The sequence below is a fragment of the Serratia sp. L9 genome (assembly GCF_050632285.1).
Lineage (GTDB): Bacteria > Pseudomonadota > Gammaproteobacteria > Enterobacterales > Enterobacteriaceae > Chania.
In genome coordinates this window covers 1,253,748-1,268,084 of record NZ_CP192591.1, presented here as the reverse complement: position 1 = coordinate 1,268,084, position 14,337 = coordinate 1,253,748, and the positions used below count along the sequence as shown (strand labels likewise).

The following is a 14,337-nucleotide window of genomic DNA, read 5'->3' as shown; positions in this document are numbered from 1 at the left end:
CATGATCCGTAAAGCTTTTGTGATGCAGGTAAATCCGGAGGCTCACGCCGAATACCAGCAGCGCCACAACTCCATCTGGCCCGAATTGGAACAGGTGCTGAAAGACCACGGCGCGCACCACTACTCCATTTTCCTGGATGAGGCACGCAACCTGCTGTTTGGCTATGTTGTGATCGAATCGGAAGAGCGCTGGAATGCCGTCGCCAATACCGCCACCTGCCAACGCTGGTGGCGTTTTATGGGTGACGTGATGCCGAGCAACCCGGATCACAGCCCGGTTAGCTCGCCACTGCGTGAAGTGTTTTATCTGGAGTAACGCTATGGCGGCGGTTAAATCCCGTCGCCGTATTCAAACCCGTGATTCGCACCGTTAAAGTACTGATCCATATCCATCGAGGGCGTATCACTCTCTGGGCGACCGACAATACGCGCTGGCACACCGGCGGCCGTGGTATGTGGAGGGACGGGCTGCAACACCACTGAACCGGCACCGATTTTTGCCCCTTTACCCACTTCGATATTGCCGAGGATCTTGGCCCCTGCGCCAATCATTACCCCTTCACGGATCTTGGGATGGCGATCGCCACTGGTCTTGCCGGTACCGCCGAGAGTTACCGACTGCAAAATGGAGACGTTATTCTCCACCACGGCGGTTTCACCGATCACAATGCCGGTGGCATGGTCAAGCATGATGCCGCAGCCGATGGTGGCTGCCGGGTGGATATCCACGCCAAAGACGACGGAAATTTGATTTTGCAGGTAAATTGCCAAGGCCTGACGGCCCTGCATCCACAACCAATGGCCAATACGATAAGCCTGCAAAGCATGAAAACCCTTCAGATACAGCAAGGGGGTTGAGTATTTATCTACCGCAGGGTCACGCAGCCGTACCGCCAGAATATCGCGGGCCGCAGAGACAATCATTTGCGCGTCGGAACGGTAGGCTTCTTCTGCCACTTCACGAACGGCAATTGCGGGCATGATTGGGTTAGCCAGTTTGTTCGCCAGAATATAGCTCAGTGCGCTCCCCAGGTTTTCGTGCTTAAGCAAGGTCGCATGGAAAAAGCTAGCCAGCATCGGTTCACAATCAGCCAGTGCTCTCGCCTCTGATTTAATGCTGCTCCAGACCTGCTCTAACTCTTCTGACGACATTGCATTTCTCCTGCCTCACAAAACAAGCCACCTCACCAGCGTGCTGGCAAGGTGGCCTAATCCAATCGTAGGAGCACGTTAAACTGCCCTACAGGTGCCTAAGGTCAAGCACTGTGTTTCTCATCTTTCTTGGTGCGACCAAGTAGACTCAACGCTGCCTCGCGGGCATTTTTATCACAGTACAACACCTGATAGATCTGCTCGGTAATCGGCATTTCCACGCCGTGGCGCTTGGCCAGTGCCAACACCTCTTTGGTATTGCGATAGCCTTCGACCACCTGGCCAATGCTATCCTGCGCTTCCTGCACGCCCAAACCTTGCCCCAGCATAATACCGAAACGCCGGTTGCGCGATTGATTATCCGTGCAGGTCAAAACCAGATCGCCCAGCCCGGCCATGCCCATAAAGGTCGAAGGGTCGGCCCCCAGAGCAGAACCGAGGCGGCTCATTTCTGCCAGACCACGGGTGATCAGTGCGGTGCGCGCGTTAGCGCCAAAACCGATACCATCTGACATCCCCGCGCCGATGGCAATCACGTTTTTCACCGCGCCGCCCAGTTGCACCCCGATAAAATCCGGGTTGCTATACACACGGAAACTTTTGCCACAGTGCAGCAGTTGCTGCAAATCTTCAGCAAACTGCTCGTCGGTTGACGCCAGGGCGATTGCCGTTGGCAAACCTGCCGCCAGCTCTTTGGCAAACGTCGGCCCCGAGACTACCGCCAGTGGGATATCTGCCCCAAGCGCTTCGCGAGCGACGTCTTGTAACAGACGGCCCGTTTCGGCTTCCAGGCCTTTGGTGGCCCAAACAATACGCGCATCCGGGCGCAGATGGGGTTTCAACTGGCGCAGCACGTCACCAAAGACATGGCTGGGCACCACCACCAGCACATCACGGCTGGCGGCCAACGCACGGGCCAAATCGGTTTCGAGCAGCAAGGTATCTGGGAAAGTGACGTCGGGTAGAAACGCCTGATTACAGCGATCCCGCTGCATAATCTGAATCTGTTCGGGGTTATGCCCCCACAGCACTACCGGGTGGCCGTTACGCGCCAGCGTAATGGCTAATGCGGTGCCGTACGAGCCGGCACCGATTACGGTCATTGAAGCATTGACGGTGTTCATCAGGCATCCTGATGTGGTTCAGCACCTTCGCCTTCCGCCTGCTGTTGCAAATAGCTCATGAACAGTGCGTCAAAGTTTACCGGTGCCAGGTTCAACTGCGGGAATGTACCGCGTGAAACCAGGCTGGTGATGCACTCGCGTGCATACGGGAACAGAATGTTCGGGCAGTATGCACCCAGGCAATGTGCCAGCTGTGTACCTTCGATACCGGCTACAGAGAAGATACCCGCCTGCTGAACTTCACACAGGAATGCAGTTTCTTCGCCCAGAGAGGCCGTTACGGTAACACGCAGTACCACTTCATACACTTCGTCAGCCAGGTGGCTGGAAGCGGTATCCAGATCAAGTTTAACTTCTGGCTGCCATTCCTGCTGGAATACCTGCGGAGCGTTTGGCGCTTCGAAAGAGATATCTTTGGTGTAGATACGTTGGATCTGAAAAGCCATCTCGGTGCTGTTTTGTTCTGACATGTGTGTAATACCCTTGGTTAAATATCCTTATTGACACTCAGTGACCGTCATCCCCCCGTTACCGAAGCAGGGAATAGACAGCCAGCTTAAAGCAGTGGATCCAGCCCACCGCGAGCATCGAGTGCATGTAAATCATCACAGCCGCCAATGTGTTGGCCGTCAATGAAAATCTGAGGCACAGTGGTTCGCCCACTGCGCGCAATCATCGCTTCACGCTTCAGGTTGTCGCCATCAATGGCGATCTCGCTGAAAGCGGCCCCCTTGCTGTTCAGCAACGCTTTGGCGCGATGGCAGAACGGGCAGGTTGCCTTGGTGTAGATCTCAATGTTAGCCATGGGAACCCCTCAACGACACTAAAATTTACTTACCACGAGCCAATGGCAGGTTCTCCCCGCTCCATCCGGCAATGCCGTCTTTGAGGGTATAAACGTTTTCAAACCCGGCTTTGCTCAGGTTTTCTGCTGGCTCGCGTGACGTGGTGCCATTGGCACAGACTACGATAACCGGTTGAGCCTTGTGCTTTTCCAACTCGCCTAGGCTGCCACTTTTGATCTCACTCGCCGTCAGGTTGATCGCGTTGGCGATATGGCCCCTACGAAAATCGTCACGGCTGCGGGTATCAACCACAACAGCGTCTTCTTTGTTAATCAAGCGTGTTGCTTCGCCACGGGCGATTTCTTTCACCTTGGAGAAACGGCTTTTAAAGGTCATGACGATCACCGCAACCAGCAGGGCAACCCAGGCCAGGCTTAGTATCGGGTGCCGGCTAACAAATGGCATAATTTCTTGCAGCATGGGGTGTAACAACTCCCGTCAGTTAAGGGAAAATAAGTCAAGGTTTCAGAGTATACCTGCCGAATGCGTCAAATACAGCCAATAAGCAAACGGGATTGCAGAAACTGCGGCGTACAGCGGAAAATTACCGCAGTGCCATCACGAAAGTCGCCGCTGTTAACAGCATATTTGATCTTTCTGGGCTCTTTTTCGCCTGCCACGTTGTAGAATCATCAGGTTTTGGAGAGTGAATAGCCATCATTCCAACGGGCTGATGGCTATTCACAACTTAAGCGATCATAAAGAGGTTACAGCAATGTCGAGTACGAAAAAGCCCATGGTACTGGTGATCCTGGACGGTTACGGCCACCGGGAAGAGCAACAGGACAACGCGATCCTGAATGCCAGAACGCCGGTTATGGACCGTCTGTGGCAGCAACAGCCGCATACCCTGATTGCCGCTTCCGGCCTGGATGTTGGCCTGCCTGATGGCCAGATGGGTAACTCGGAAGTAGGCCACGTCAACCTGGGTGCCGGGCGCATCGTCTATCAGGATCTGACCCGTCTGGATAAAGAGATCAAAGACGGTGACTTCTTCACCAACGCCACGCTGACGGCAGCCGTCGACAAAGCCGTGAAAGCGGGTAAAGCGGTGCATATCATGGGCTTGATGTCCCCTGGTGGTGTTCACAGCCATGAAGACCATATCCTGGCGATGATCAAGCTGGCCGCCCAGCGCGGAGCCAAAGCCGTTTACCTGCACGCCTTCCTGGATGGACGTGACACTCCACCGCGCAGTGCTGAAAATACACTGAAACGTTTCAGTGATGAGTTTGCCAAACTGGGTGCCGGACGTATTGCTTCAATCATTGGCCGTTACTACGCGATGGATCGTGATAACCGTTGGGATCGCGTGCAATTGGCTTATGACCTGATGACTCAGGCGAAAGGCGAATACACCGCTGATGATGCCGTTACCGCGCTGCAGGCTGCCTATGCCCGCGATGAAAACGATGAATTCGTCAAACCAACCGTGATCCAGGCCGCAGGCGAAGCCACTGCCGATATGAATGACGGCGACGCGTTAATCTTCATGAACTTCCGTGCCGACCGTGCACGCCAGATCACCCGCGCCTTTGTTAACGCCGATTTTGACGGTTTCCCTCGCGCCAAAGTGGTCAAATTCTGTGATTTCGTGATGCTGACCGAATATGCTGCGGACATCAAAACTGCCTGTGCCTACCCACCGGCGTCATTGGTAAATACCTTTGGTGAATGGCTGACGAAGCACGACAAGACCCAGTTGCGCATCTCGGAAACCGAAAAATACGCTCATGTCACCTTCTTCTATAACGGCGGTGTCGAGGAGCCGTTCAACGGTGAAGACCGCATATTAATTAACTCGCCGAAAGTGGCTACCTACGATCTGCAGCCGGAAATGAGCTCCGCAGAACTGACCGAAAAACTGCTGGCGGCCATCCACAGCGGCAAATATGACACCATCATCTGTAACTACCCGAACGGCGATATGGTGGGTCATACCGGTATTTATGATGCGGCGGTCAAAGCGGTAGAAACGCTGGATAACTGCATCGCGCAGGTAGTTGATGCAGTGAAGGCCGTCGATGGCCAACTGTTGATCACCGCCGATCACGGTAATGCCGAGCAGATGCGCGATCCGGCCACCGGCCAGGCACATACCGCGCACACCAGCCTGCCAGTACCGCTGATCTATATCGGCAGCAAACCGGCTAAAGCGGTGGAAGGCGGCAAACTGTCAGACATTGCCCCCACCATGCTGACACTGATGGGAATGGAAATCCCGCAAGAGATGACTGGTAAGCCGCTGTTCATCGTGGAATAATCCTTCTCCATGAGGGAGAAGGCGAATTTTGCACTATCAAGGGTAACCCGAAGCGCAAACTCAGGCAGCCAGCCGCTGTCTGAACGCTCTGTGCCGCGGAAGTTAACCACCGTCTGCGCCAGCGTTTTTTCGCTGGCGCATTGCTGTTGCCATTAACTGGCAGTGCTGCTGAAGATAGCAAGTCTCAGCTCAAAGACATTCAACAGAGCATCGCCGAAAAAGAAAAAGCGGTTAAACAACAGCAGCAACAGCGCAGCTCGTTGCAGGATCAGCTCAAACTGCAGGAAAAGACCATCGCGCAGGCCAGCCGTGCGCTGCACGATACCCAAGGCACACTCAACATCCTGGGTAAAGACATTACCGGCCTGAACGCCTCCATCGCTAAACTGCAGACCCAACAGACAACCCAGCAGGATATCCTCGCCAAACAGCTGGATGCCGCATTTCGACAAGGGCAGCACAGCGCATTGCAACTGGTGCTCAGCGGTGAGGAAAGCCAACGCAGTGAACGCATTCTGGCCTATTTTGGCTATTTGAATGAGGCACGTCAGCAATCCATTGAGCAACTCAAACAGACCCAAACCCAACTGGCTGAGCAAAAGAGCTCACTGGTAGCCAAACAGAGCCAGCAGAAATCTTTGCTCGGCGAGCAGCAAACCCAGCAACAAAAGCTGGAACAGGCACGCAGCGCGCGCAAAAAACCCTGACCGCACTGGAAGCTTCGCTGGAAAAAGATCAGCAGCGGTTGGTGGAACTGCGCCAGAACGAAACCCGTATGCGCGATCAAATCGCCCGGGCGGAGCGTGAAGCCCGTGCCCGGGCCGAACGCGAAGCGCGTGAAGCCGCCAAAGTGCGTGAACAGGTCCGGGCCAAAGAACAGCAGGCAAAGAAAACCGGCTCCAGCTATAAGCCAAGTGAAGGTGAACGCTCACTGATGGCCCGAACCGGTGGATTAGGCCAGCCAGCAGGGCAAGCCGTGTGGCCGGTACGAGGCAGCATCGAGCATCGCTTTGGCGAACAGCTGCAAGGTGAATTGCGCTGGAAAGGGATGGTGATCTCCGCCGCCGAAGGCAGCGAAGTGAAAGCCATTGCCGATGGCCGCGTACTGCTGGCCGATTGGTTGCAAGGTTACGGCCTGGTCATCGTTGTCGAACACGGCAAGGGTGACATGAGTCTGTATGGTTATAACCAGAGTGCCTTAGTCAGCGTCGGTGCCCAGGTACGCGCCGGCCAGCCAATTGCTCTCGTCGGTACCAGCGGTGGGCAGGGAACGCCATCGCTCTATTTCGAAATCCGTCGCCAGGGTCAGGCGGTTAACCCACAGCCGTGGTTGGGAAGATAGATTTGCACTATACCAAAACGCGCACTGGCCTGTTGTTGGGTGCAGTGCTGTTAGCCAGCGCGGCACAGGCAGGAAAGCTCTCTATTGTGATTGATGATGTGGGTTATCGCCCACATGAAGAAAATGCCGTACTGCAAATGCCGACAGCCATCTCCGTTGCGGTGTTACCCAACGCGCCCCACGCTCATATGATGGCCACCAAAGCCCACAGCCAGGGCCGTGAAGTGCTGATCCACATGCCTATGGCCCCACTCAGCAAACAACCGCTAGAGCGTGATACCCTGCAACCGTCCATGAGCAGTGAAGAAGTACAGCGCATCATCCGTAACGCGGTGAATAACGTGCCTTACGCCGTGGGGATGAATAACCATATGGGCAGCGCCATGACTTCCAGCCTGCCAGGTATGCAAAAGGTCATGCAGGCACTGGAAGGTTATCACCTCTACTTTCTTGACAGCATGACCATCGGCAATAGCCAGGCTACCCGCGCAGCCTCTGGCACCGGAGTCAAGGTGATCAAACGCAAGGTGTTCCTTGACGATACCGCCAATCCGGATGATATCCGCCGCCAGTTCAACCGTGCCGTCGATTTGGCTCGCCGTAACGGCTCAGCCATCGCTATCGGCCACCCGCGCCCGGCTACGGTAAAAGTGTTGCAACAGATGCTGGCCACCTTACCTGGTGATATCGTGTTGGTGAAACCCAGTTCGTTGCTCAATGAGCCGCAACAAAATGGTGGCGGCTATGTACCTGTGCCTAAACCGAACAAAGGGCAGTCAAAAAATCCGTTTACCGGAGCCATCAAGCAGTGCAGGGTCAAATTGCCTAAGGAAGGCATGAACGCCAGCAGGGTGCTGAACGTGATCGAAGAAAGTGTGGCGCAGTCGCCGGTTGTGGTGGTGATCAAACGCCATTGGCAAAATTGGATGGGCTCGGCGCAAACCAGGTCGTAAATTAATTGGCGGAGCAAAAGCTCCGCCAATCATATCAATCCCAGCTCAGCACCACTTTCCCGGACTGCCCTGAGCGCATGGCGTCAAAGCCCTGCTGGAACTCGTCAATCGAGAAACGGTGGGTGATGATAGGCGTCAAATCCAGACCTGATTGAATCAAGGCCGCCATCTTGTACCAGGTTTCAAACATTTCGCGGCCATAAATCCCTTTGATAAACAGCCCTTTGAAGATCACTTGATTCCAGTCGATAGACATATCCGAAGGTGGGATCCCCAGCATTGCAATGCGGCCCCCGTGATTCATGGCATTGAGCAGCGTACGGAATGCCGGTGGTGCACCAGACATCTCCAGACCCACGTCAAACCCTTCCGTCATGTGCAGTTCGGCCATCACATCGTTCAGGTTTTCTTTACTGACGTTCACCGCACGGGTTACGCCCATTTTGCGCGCCAGATCCAGACGATATTCATTTACGTCGGTGATCACCACATGGCGTGCGCCAACGTGTTTACAGACTGCTGCCGCCATAATACCGATCGGGCCAGCACCAGAAACCAGCACATCTTCACCAACCAGATCGAAAGAGAGCGCGGTATGCACGGCGTTACCGAAGGGATCGAAGATAGAGGCCAGCTCATCCGAAATATTGTCCGGGATTTTGAAGGCGTTAAATGCCGGGATCACCAGATATTCAGCAAATGAGCCTGGGCGATTAACGCCCACGCCGATGGTATTACGGCACAGATGAGTACGGCCACCACGGCAGTTGCGGCAATGACCGCAGGTAATATGCCCTTCTCCAGAAACGCGGTCACCAATAGTGAATCCTTTGACTTCCTGGCCGATGGCCACCACTTCACCAACATATTCGTGGCCAACAACCATCGGAACCGGGATAGTTTTCTGCGACCATTCGTCCCAATTATAGATATGTACATCTGTGCCGCAGATGGCGGTTTTGCGGATCTTAATCATGACATCGTTATGGCCCAGCTCAGGCTGAGGCACATCGGTCATCCAAATACCTTCTTCCGCTTTCAGTTTTGATAATGCTTTCATGGAATTACCTTATGCAAATACCCTTCGTCTTTTAAGCTGGCGCGTTGTTACCTGCACTCACATACCCCAGTCACTGACTTGAGTCAGCTCCAGGGGAGCGGTGAGCTGGCGGCCTCGCTACGACTTAAAATCCATTGGGAATGACGCCGAGTGTCTTACCAATGCGGATAAACGCCTCAACAGCACGTTCAATCTGCTCCGGTGAGTGATCGGCAGACATCTGGGTGCGGATACGTGCCTGGCCTTTCGGCACGACCGGGTAGAAGAAACCAGTGACGTAGATGCCTTCCTTAAGCAATGCGTTGGCAAAATCCTGTGCCAGTTTAGCCTCACCCAGCATTACCGGGATGATGGCATGATCGGCCCCGGCAAGTGTGAAACCTGCAGCGGTCATTTTTTCACGGAACAGACGAGCATTGGACCACAGGCGATCGCGTAACGCGTCCCCTTCTTCGAGTAATTCCAATACTTTAATAGAAGCCGCCACAATCGCCGGTGCCAGCGAGTTGGAGAACAGATAAGGGCGTGAACGCTGACGTAGCCACTCCACAACCTCTTTCTTACCTGCGGTATAGCCACCAGAAGCCCCACCTAATGCCTTACCCAGAGTGCCGGTAATAATATCGACGCGGCCCATCACTTCGCAGTATTCATGTGTCCCGCGCCCGTTCGCCCCGACAAACCCCACCGCGTGGGAATCATCGACCATCACCAGCGCGCCGTACTCATCCGCCAAATCGCACACGCCCTTCAGGTTGGCGATCACACCATCCATGGAGAACACTCCGTCAGTGGCGATCATGATGTGGCGCGCACCGTCTGCCTTGGCCTGCTTGAGCTGTTCGGCCAGTTGGCTCATGTCGTTATTGGCATATCGGTAACGTTTGGCCTTGCACAGACGAACACCGTCGATGATCGAAGCATGGTTCAGCGCATCGGAAATAATGGCATCTTCCGGGCCGAGCAAGGTTTCAAATAACCCGCCGTTGGCATCAAAACAAGAGGAGTAGAGGATCGCATCTTCCATTCCCAGGAAGCTGGCCAGCGCCTGCTCCAGTTGCTTGTGGCTATCTTGCGTACCGCAGATAAAACGCACCGATGCCATACCAAAACCATGACTGTCCATCCCTGCCTTCGCAGCGGCAATCAAAGCGGGGTGGTTGGCTAGCCCCAGATAGTTATTGGCGCAAAAGTTGATGACGTGACGACCATCAGCAACGGCAATATCAGCCTGCTGCGCAGAAGTGATAATACGCTCTTCTTTGAACAGCCCTTCGGCACGAGTGGTAGCAAGCTGTTGTTCCAGTTGCTGATAAAAGGACGCAGACATACGGTCATCTCCAGGATAAGGACATTTCCGGCATATTTTACTGATTTGTTAGCAAACTGACGACAATGCACAGCAGAGAATATGAAAATTGCAGCAGATATCACGGCAAACCGCCACACTTGATAGCTCGGCGGGATATTAAGACCCGTTCAGATGTTCCCCGTGGCATGAAATGCTATTATAGGCTGCATATAGGGTGGGGCATTGTGCGCCACCGGGTAGAATACAGGGGTAAACCCAATGATTATCGTCACTGGCGGCGCTGGCATGATTGGCAGTAACATCGTTAAGGCACTGAATGATAACGGGTATCGCGACATCCTGGTGGTGGACAACCTAAAAGATGGGACTAAATTCGTCAACCTGGTCGACCTTGATATCGCCGACTACATAGATAAAGAAGATTTTATCGCCAGCATCATGGCGGGCGACGATCTGGGTGATATCGAGGCCATCTTCCACGAAGGTGCCTGCTCTTCCACCACCGAGTGGGATGGCAAATACATGATGGACAACAACTATCAGTATTCCAAAGACATCCTGCATTACTGCCTGGATCGCCAAATCCCATTCCTGTATGCCTCTTCTGCGGCAACTTACGGTGGCCGCACCGATAACTTTATCGAAGAGCGCCAGTACGAGCAGCCGCTGAACGTCTACGGTTATTCCAAATTCCTGTTCGACCAGTACGTGCGTGAAATCCTGCCAGAAGCGGATTCGCAGGTTTGCGGTTTCCGTTACTTCAATGTTTATGGTCCGCGCGAAGGCCATAAAGGCAGCATGGCCAGCGTAGCGTTCCATTTGAATAATCAGATCAATCGCGGTGAGAACCCAAAACTGTTCGCAGGCAGCGAGAACTTCAAACGTGACTTCATCTACGTCGGTGACGTAGCAGCAGTTAACCTGTGGTTCTGGAAAAATGGCGTATCTGGCATCTTCAACTGCGGCACTGGCCGTGCTGAGACTTTCCAGGCCGTCGCCGATGCGGTGGTGGACTACCACCAGTCAGGTGCCGTGGAATATATTGAGTTCCCGGAAAAACTGAAAGGCCGCTATCAGGCGTACACCCAGGCCGATCAGACCAAGCTGCGCGCAGCGGGTTATGACGCTCCGTTCAAAACCGTCGCCGAAGGCGTTAAAGAGTATATGGCCTGGTTGAACCGTACCGCTTAAGCGCTGAAGGAATTTATTAACGGTATGAAAATACTGGTCATTGGCCCTTCGTGGGTTGGCGATATGATGATGTCGCAAAGTCTCTACCGCACCCTGAAGGCCGAACATCCCTCAGCAGAAATTGATGTGATGGCACCAGCCTGGTGCCGTCCACTGCTGGCGCGGATGCCCGAAGTCAACCAGGCGTTGTCGATGCCGCTAGGGCATGGCGCTCTGGCATTGGGCGAGCGCCGCCGTCTTGGCCATGCGCTGCGCGCGAATGGCTATGACCGCGCCTATGTGCTGCCCAACTCATTCAAATCCGCACTGGTGCCGTTCTTTGCCAACGTACCGCAACGCACTGGCTGGCGCGGCGAAATGCGTTACGGCCTGCTCAATGATATACGTATACTGGATAAAGCCGCATTTCCGCTGATGGTGCAACGTTACGTGGCGCTGGCCTATGACAAACAGCGGATACAGCGTGCCGAAGACCTGCCGCAACCGTTGCTGTGGCCACAGTTGCAGGTTAGCGATGAAGAAATTGCCGAAACCACCTCTGCGTTTAACCTCACCGATCACCGGCCGATCATTGGCTTTTGCCCAGGAGCGGAATTTGGCCCGGCCAAACGCTGGCCGCACTACCATTACGCCGCATTGGCACAAATGCTGATCGATGAAGGCTATCAAATCGCCCTGTTCGGTTCGGCCAAAGATAGCGAAGCCGGTGAGCAGATCCGTTCGGCCCTGGCAGAAAATGCCCGAGATTTCTGCTTTAACCTGGCCGGAGAAACCCAGCTTGAACAGGCAGTGATCCTGCTTGCGTCCTGCCAAGCCGTGGTGAGTAATGATTCCGGATTGATGCACGTTGCCGCTGCGTTGAACAAACCGCTGATAGCCTTGTACGGCCCAAGCAGCCCGGATTTCACACCCCCATTGTCCCATAAGGCCAAAGTGATCCGTTTAATTAGCGGCTATCATAAAGTCCGTAAAGGTGATGCCGAGCAGGGATACCATCAGAGTCTGATCGACATTCAGCCACTGCAGGTGTTGGACGCGCTGAAGCCGTTACTTGCCGCCAGCGAGGAATAAACATGCAGGTTCTGATCGTTAAAACCTCCTCGATGGGGGATGTGCTTCATACGCTGCCAGCCTTGACCGATGCCATGCAGGCCGTTCCCGGCATCCGCTTCGATTGGGTAGTGGAAGAAGGGTTCAGCCAGATCCCTACCTGGCACCCGGCTGTAGATCGCGTGATCCCGGTAGCCATCCGCCGCTGGCGTAAAAACTGGTTTGGTGGGGAAGCGCGTCAGCAGCGCTGCGATTTCAAACGCAAAGTGCAGGAACGCAGTTATGATGCAGTCATCGACGCGCAAGGCCTGATCAAAAGCGCGGCGCTGGTAACGCGTATCGCCCATGGCCCCAAGCATGGCCAAGATTGTAAAAGCGTACGCGAACCCTTTGCCAGTTGGTTCTATAACTACCGTCATGAAATTGACAAGCAGCAACACGCAGTGGAACGTATCCGCGAGCTGTTCGCCAAAAGCCTGGGTTATGAAAAACCCCAGAGTACGGGCGATTACGCCATTGCCGCCCGCTTTCTCAGCCACCTTCCGGCGGATGCTGGGCAATACCTGGTTTTCCTGCACGCCACCACGCGTGATGAAAAACACTGGCCAGAGCAAAATTGGCGTGACCTGATTGAGCTTATCGCCCCAACCGGGCTGAAAATCAAACTTCCCTGGGGTGCAGAGCATGAGCGCCAGCGCGCCTTACGGCTGGCAGAGGGATTCCCGCACGTTGAGGTGTTGCCAAAACTCAGCCTGCAACAGGTGGCAGAAGTATTGGCCGGAGCAAAAGCCGTGGTATCGGTTGATACCGGGCTAAGCCACCTGACGGCCGCGCTGGATCGCCCTAATATCACCCTGTTCGGCCCAACCGATCCTGGGCTTATTGGGGGGTATGGACAGAATCAATATGCCTGCCGCCCTGAATCGGGAAATCGCATGGCCGGTATTTCTGCGCAAGAGGTTGCTGCGCTAATTCAAAACAGGATGCTGTTGTAATGGGAACTCTGTTCAAGCAGATTTACCGCTATACCCATGCTCGTCCCTTTCGGCATAATGAGAATCTTTGGCCCTACGTAAAAATTAAACGTGCCGCCAGCGGGGAAATCGTCGAACTGCGTTACAAACGGCAGTGGGTACCGATTGTGCCATTAGCCAGCCTGCAGGGGAATTTTACCGGTGACCTTCTGTTGACTGCCACGGGTCCCTCAGTAAAGCATCTTTGCCTGGATAAATTCCCTGCTATGCCGGCAATGGGGGTCAATGGGGCCTACTTCCTGCATGACCGCGTTGATTTTAAATTCTATGTCATTGTTGATATGGGATTTATTGACCAAAAACCAGAGATTATCCGCAAAATTATCGATAATCACGGGCTAACACTCTTCACCACGGTACATGGCGTTGCCAAAATCATCGACAGGTTCAGCCTTGAACAGATCCAATGCCGTTTTGCGGTGATTGAAGACGCCGCATTTAAGATCTATCAACCCAGGGTTGCCAACGACGCACTGTGGCCAACCTACCGCGACAATCGTGATGTGGTTTTTGCAACTGACCGCAAAGACATTGCCTTTAATACCGACATTCGCAACGGCATCTTTGATGCTGGTACGGTCGTTTACTGGGCATTACAGATCCTGACTTTCCTTGGTTTCAAACGCCTGTATATCATAGGGTTGGATATGAATAACTTCCACCAGCCCCGCTTTTATGAAGCAGCAGATAATAAATTGCCAACCAATTTGGAAGATAAAGTTGCCAGCCTGGTTATGCCCTCCTTCAATCATGCCAGCAAAATCATGAAGGCCAGGAATATCGCTGTAAAAAATCTTTCAGTCACCAGCGCCATCAGCAATGACATTTTCGACAAGGTTGACCCCGATGAAATATTCAAATAACGCTTTTCATCCGAAAAAGCTGTATGTGACGTTTTTTTCTTTTTTCATTTTTTAGCGCTATTTTTTGTGGCTTTACAAAGGTCAACAACCTGTTCCATCTCTCAGCCATTCTTTTTATTATCACTCTGTATCTTGATAAAGACCTCAG

General features: G+C 53.7%; 14 protein-coding genes and 1 pseudogene. 8 read left to right on the top strand and 7 right to left on the bottom strand.

From position 1 onward, the window contains the following. The first annotated feature begins 1 nt into the window (after window position 1). A complete protein-coding gene (rhaM, locus tag ACQ86O_RS05935) occupies window positions 2-316 on the top strand; it encodes an L-rhamnose mutarotase (RefSeq protein ID WP_431224498.1) in 315 nt (104 codons plus the stop codon). Window positions 317-330: 14 nt separating this feature from the next. Here rhaM and cysE read toward each other — a convergent pair whose 3' ends face one another. From cysE to ACQ86O_RS05910, 5 genes are all read right to left on the bottom strand, one after another. Further along, window positions 331-1,152: a serine O-acetyltransferase gene (cysE, locus tag ACQ86O_RS05930; RefSeq protein ID WP_431224497.1), complete on the bottom strand. Its 822-nt coding sequence runs from the start codon at window positions 1,150-1,152 to the stop codon at window positions 331-333. Window positions 1,153-1,256: 104 nt separating this feature from the next. Then, window positions 1,257-2,276: an NAD(P)H-dependent glycerol-3-phosphate dehydrogenase gene (gene gpsA / locus ACQ86O_RS05925; RefSeq protein ID WP_431224496.1), complete on the bottom strand. Its 1,020-nt coding sequence runs from the start codon at window positions 2,274-2,276 to the stop codon at window positions 1,257-1,259. After that, entirely contained in the window at window positions 2,276-2,746 is a 471-nt protein-coding gene (gene secB, locus ACQ86O_RS05920; protein WP_431224495.1) for a protein-export chaperone SecB, read from the bottom strand. The genes gpsA and secB overlap by 1 nt, the downstream gene beginning before the upstream one ends. Before the next feature lie 86 nt (window positions 2,747-2,832). Beyond that, complete coding sequence (gene grxC / locus ACQ86O_RS05915; RefSeq protein ID WP_142008446.1) at window positions 2,833-3,081, bottom strand: glutaredoxin 3; 249 nt, start codon at window positions 3,079-3,081, stop codon at window positions 2,833-2,835. Between the two features lie 25 nt (window positions 3,082-3,106). Beyond that, complete coding sequence (locus ACQ86O_RS05910; protein ID WP_431224494.1) at window positions 3,107-3,541, bottom strand: rhodanese-like domain-containing protein; 435 nt, start codon at window positions 3,539-3,541, stop codon at window positions 3,107-3,109. Window positions 3,542-3,836: 295 nt separating this feature from the next. Here ACQ86O_RS05910 and gpmM point away from each other — a divergent pair, with 295 nt between their 5' ends. The 3 genes and pseudogenes from gpmM (at window position 3,837) to ACQ86O_RS05895 (ending at window position 7,679) form a co-directional block, all read left to right on the top strand. Beyond that, window positions 3,837-5,384, top strand: coding sequence for a 2,3-bisphosphoglycerate-independent phosphoglycerate mutase (gene gpmM / locus ACQ86O_RS05905; RefSeq protein ID WP_431224493.1), 1,548 nt, complete (start codon window positions 3,837-3,839; stop codon window positions 5,382-5,384). A gap of 9 nt (window positions 5,385-5,393) precedes the next feature. Next, a pseudogene (gene envC, locus ACQ86O_RS05900) lies at window positions 5,394-6,726 on the top strand (murein hydrolase activator EnvC). Between the two features lie 2 nt (window positions 6,727-6,728). After that, window positions 6,729-7,679 (top strand): divergent polysaccharide deacetylase family protein, encoded by a 951-nt coding sequence (locus tag ACQ86O_RS05895; RefSeq protein WP_431224492.1) that lies wholly within the window; start codon window positions 6,729-6,731, stop codon window positions 7,677-7,679. Between the two features lie 34 nt (window positions 7,680-7,713). Here ACQ86O_RS05895 and tdh read toward each other — a convergent pair whose 3' ends face one another. Beyond that, window positions 7,714-8,739 (bottom strand): L-threonine 3-dehydrogenase, encoded by a 1,026-nt coding sequence (gene tdh, locus ACQ86O_RS05890; RefSeq protein WP_431224491.1) that lies wholly within the window; start codon window positions 8,737-8,739, stop codon window positions 7,714-7,716. Between the two features lie 124 nt (window positions 8,740-8,863). Next, on the bottom strand, window positions 8,864-10,069 hold the full coding sequence (kbl, locus tag ACQ86O_RS05885; protein ID WP_431224490.1) for a glycine C-acetyltransferase: 1,206 nt from the start codon (window positions 10,067-10,069) through the stop codon (window positions 8,864-8,866). 240 nt (window positions 10,070-10,309) lie between these two features. Between kbl and rfaD the strand changes: the two genes are divergently transcribed. The 4 genes from rfaD to ACQ86O_RS05865 are packed head-to-tail and all read left to right on the top strand — an operon-like array spanning window position 10,310 to window position 14,189. Continuing rightward, window positions 10,310-11,242 (top strand): ADP-glyceromanno-heptose 6-epimerase, encoded by a 933-nt coding sequence (rfaD, locus tag ACQ86O_RS05880; protein WP_431224489.1) that lies wholly within the window; start codon window positions 10,310-10,312, stop codon window positions 11,240-11,242. A 24-nt stretch (window positions 11,243-11,266) separates the two neighbouring features. Then, on the top strand, window positions 11,267-12,313 hold the full coding sequence (rfaF, locus tag ACQ86O_RS05875) for an ADP-heptose--LPS heptosyltransferase RfaF (protein WP_431224488.1): 1,047 nt from the start codon (window positions 11,267-11,269) through the stop codon (window positions 12,311-12,313). Window positions 12,314-12,315: 2 nt separating this feature from the next. Continuing rightward, window positions 12,316-13,287: a lipopolysaccharide heptosyltransferase RfaC gene (gene rfaC / locus ACQ86O_RS05870; RefSeq protein WP_431224487.1), complete on the top strand. Its 972-nt coding sequence runs from the start codon at window positions 12,316-12,318 to the stop codon at window positions 13,285-13,287. Further along, window positions 13,287-14,189, top strand: a complete 903-nt coding sequence (locus ACQ86O_RS05865; protein WP_431224486.1) for a sugar glycosyltransferase — start codon at window positions 13,287-13,289, stop codon at window positions 14,187-14,189. The genes rfaC and ACQ86O_RS05865 overlap by 1 nt, the downstream gene beginning before the upstream one ends. Window positions 14,190-14,337 lie beyond the last annotated feature (148 nt).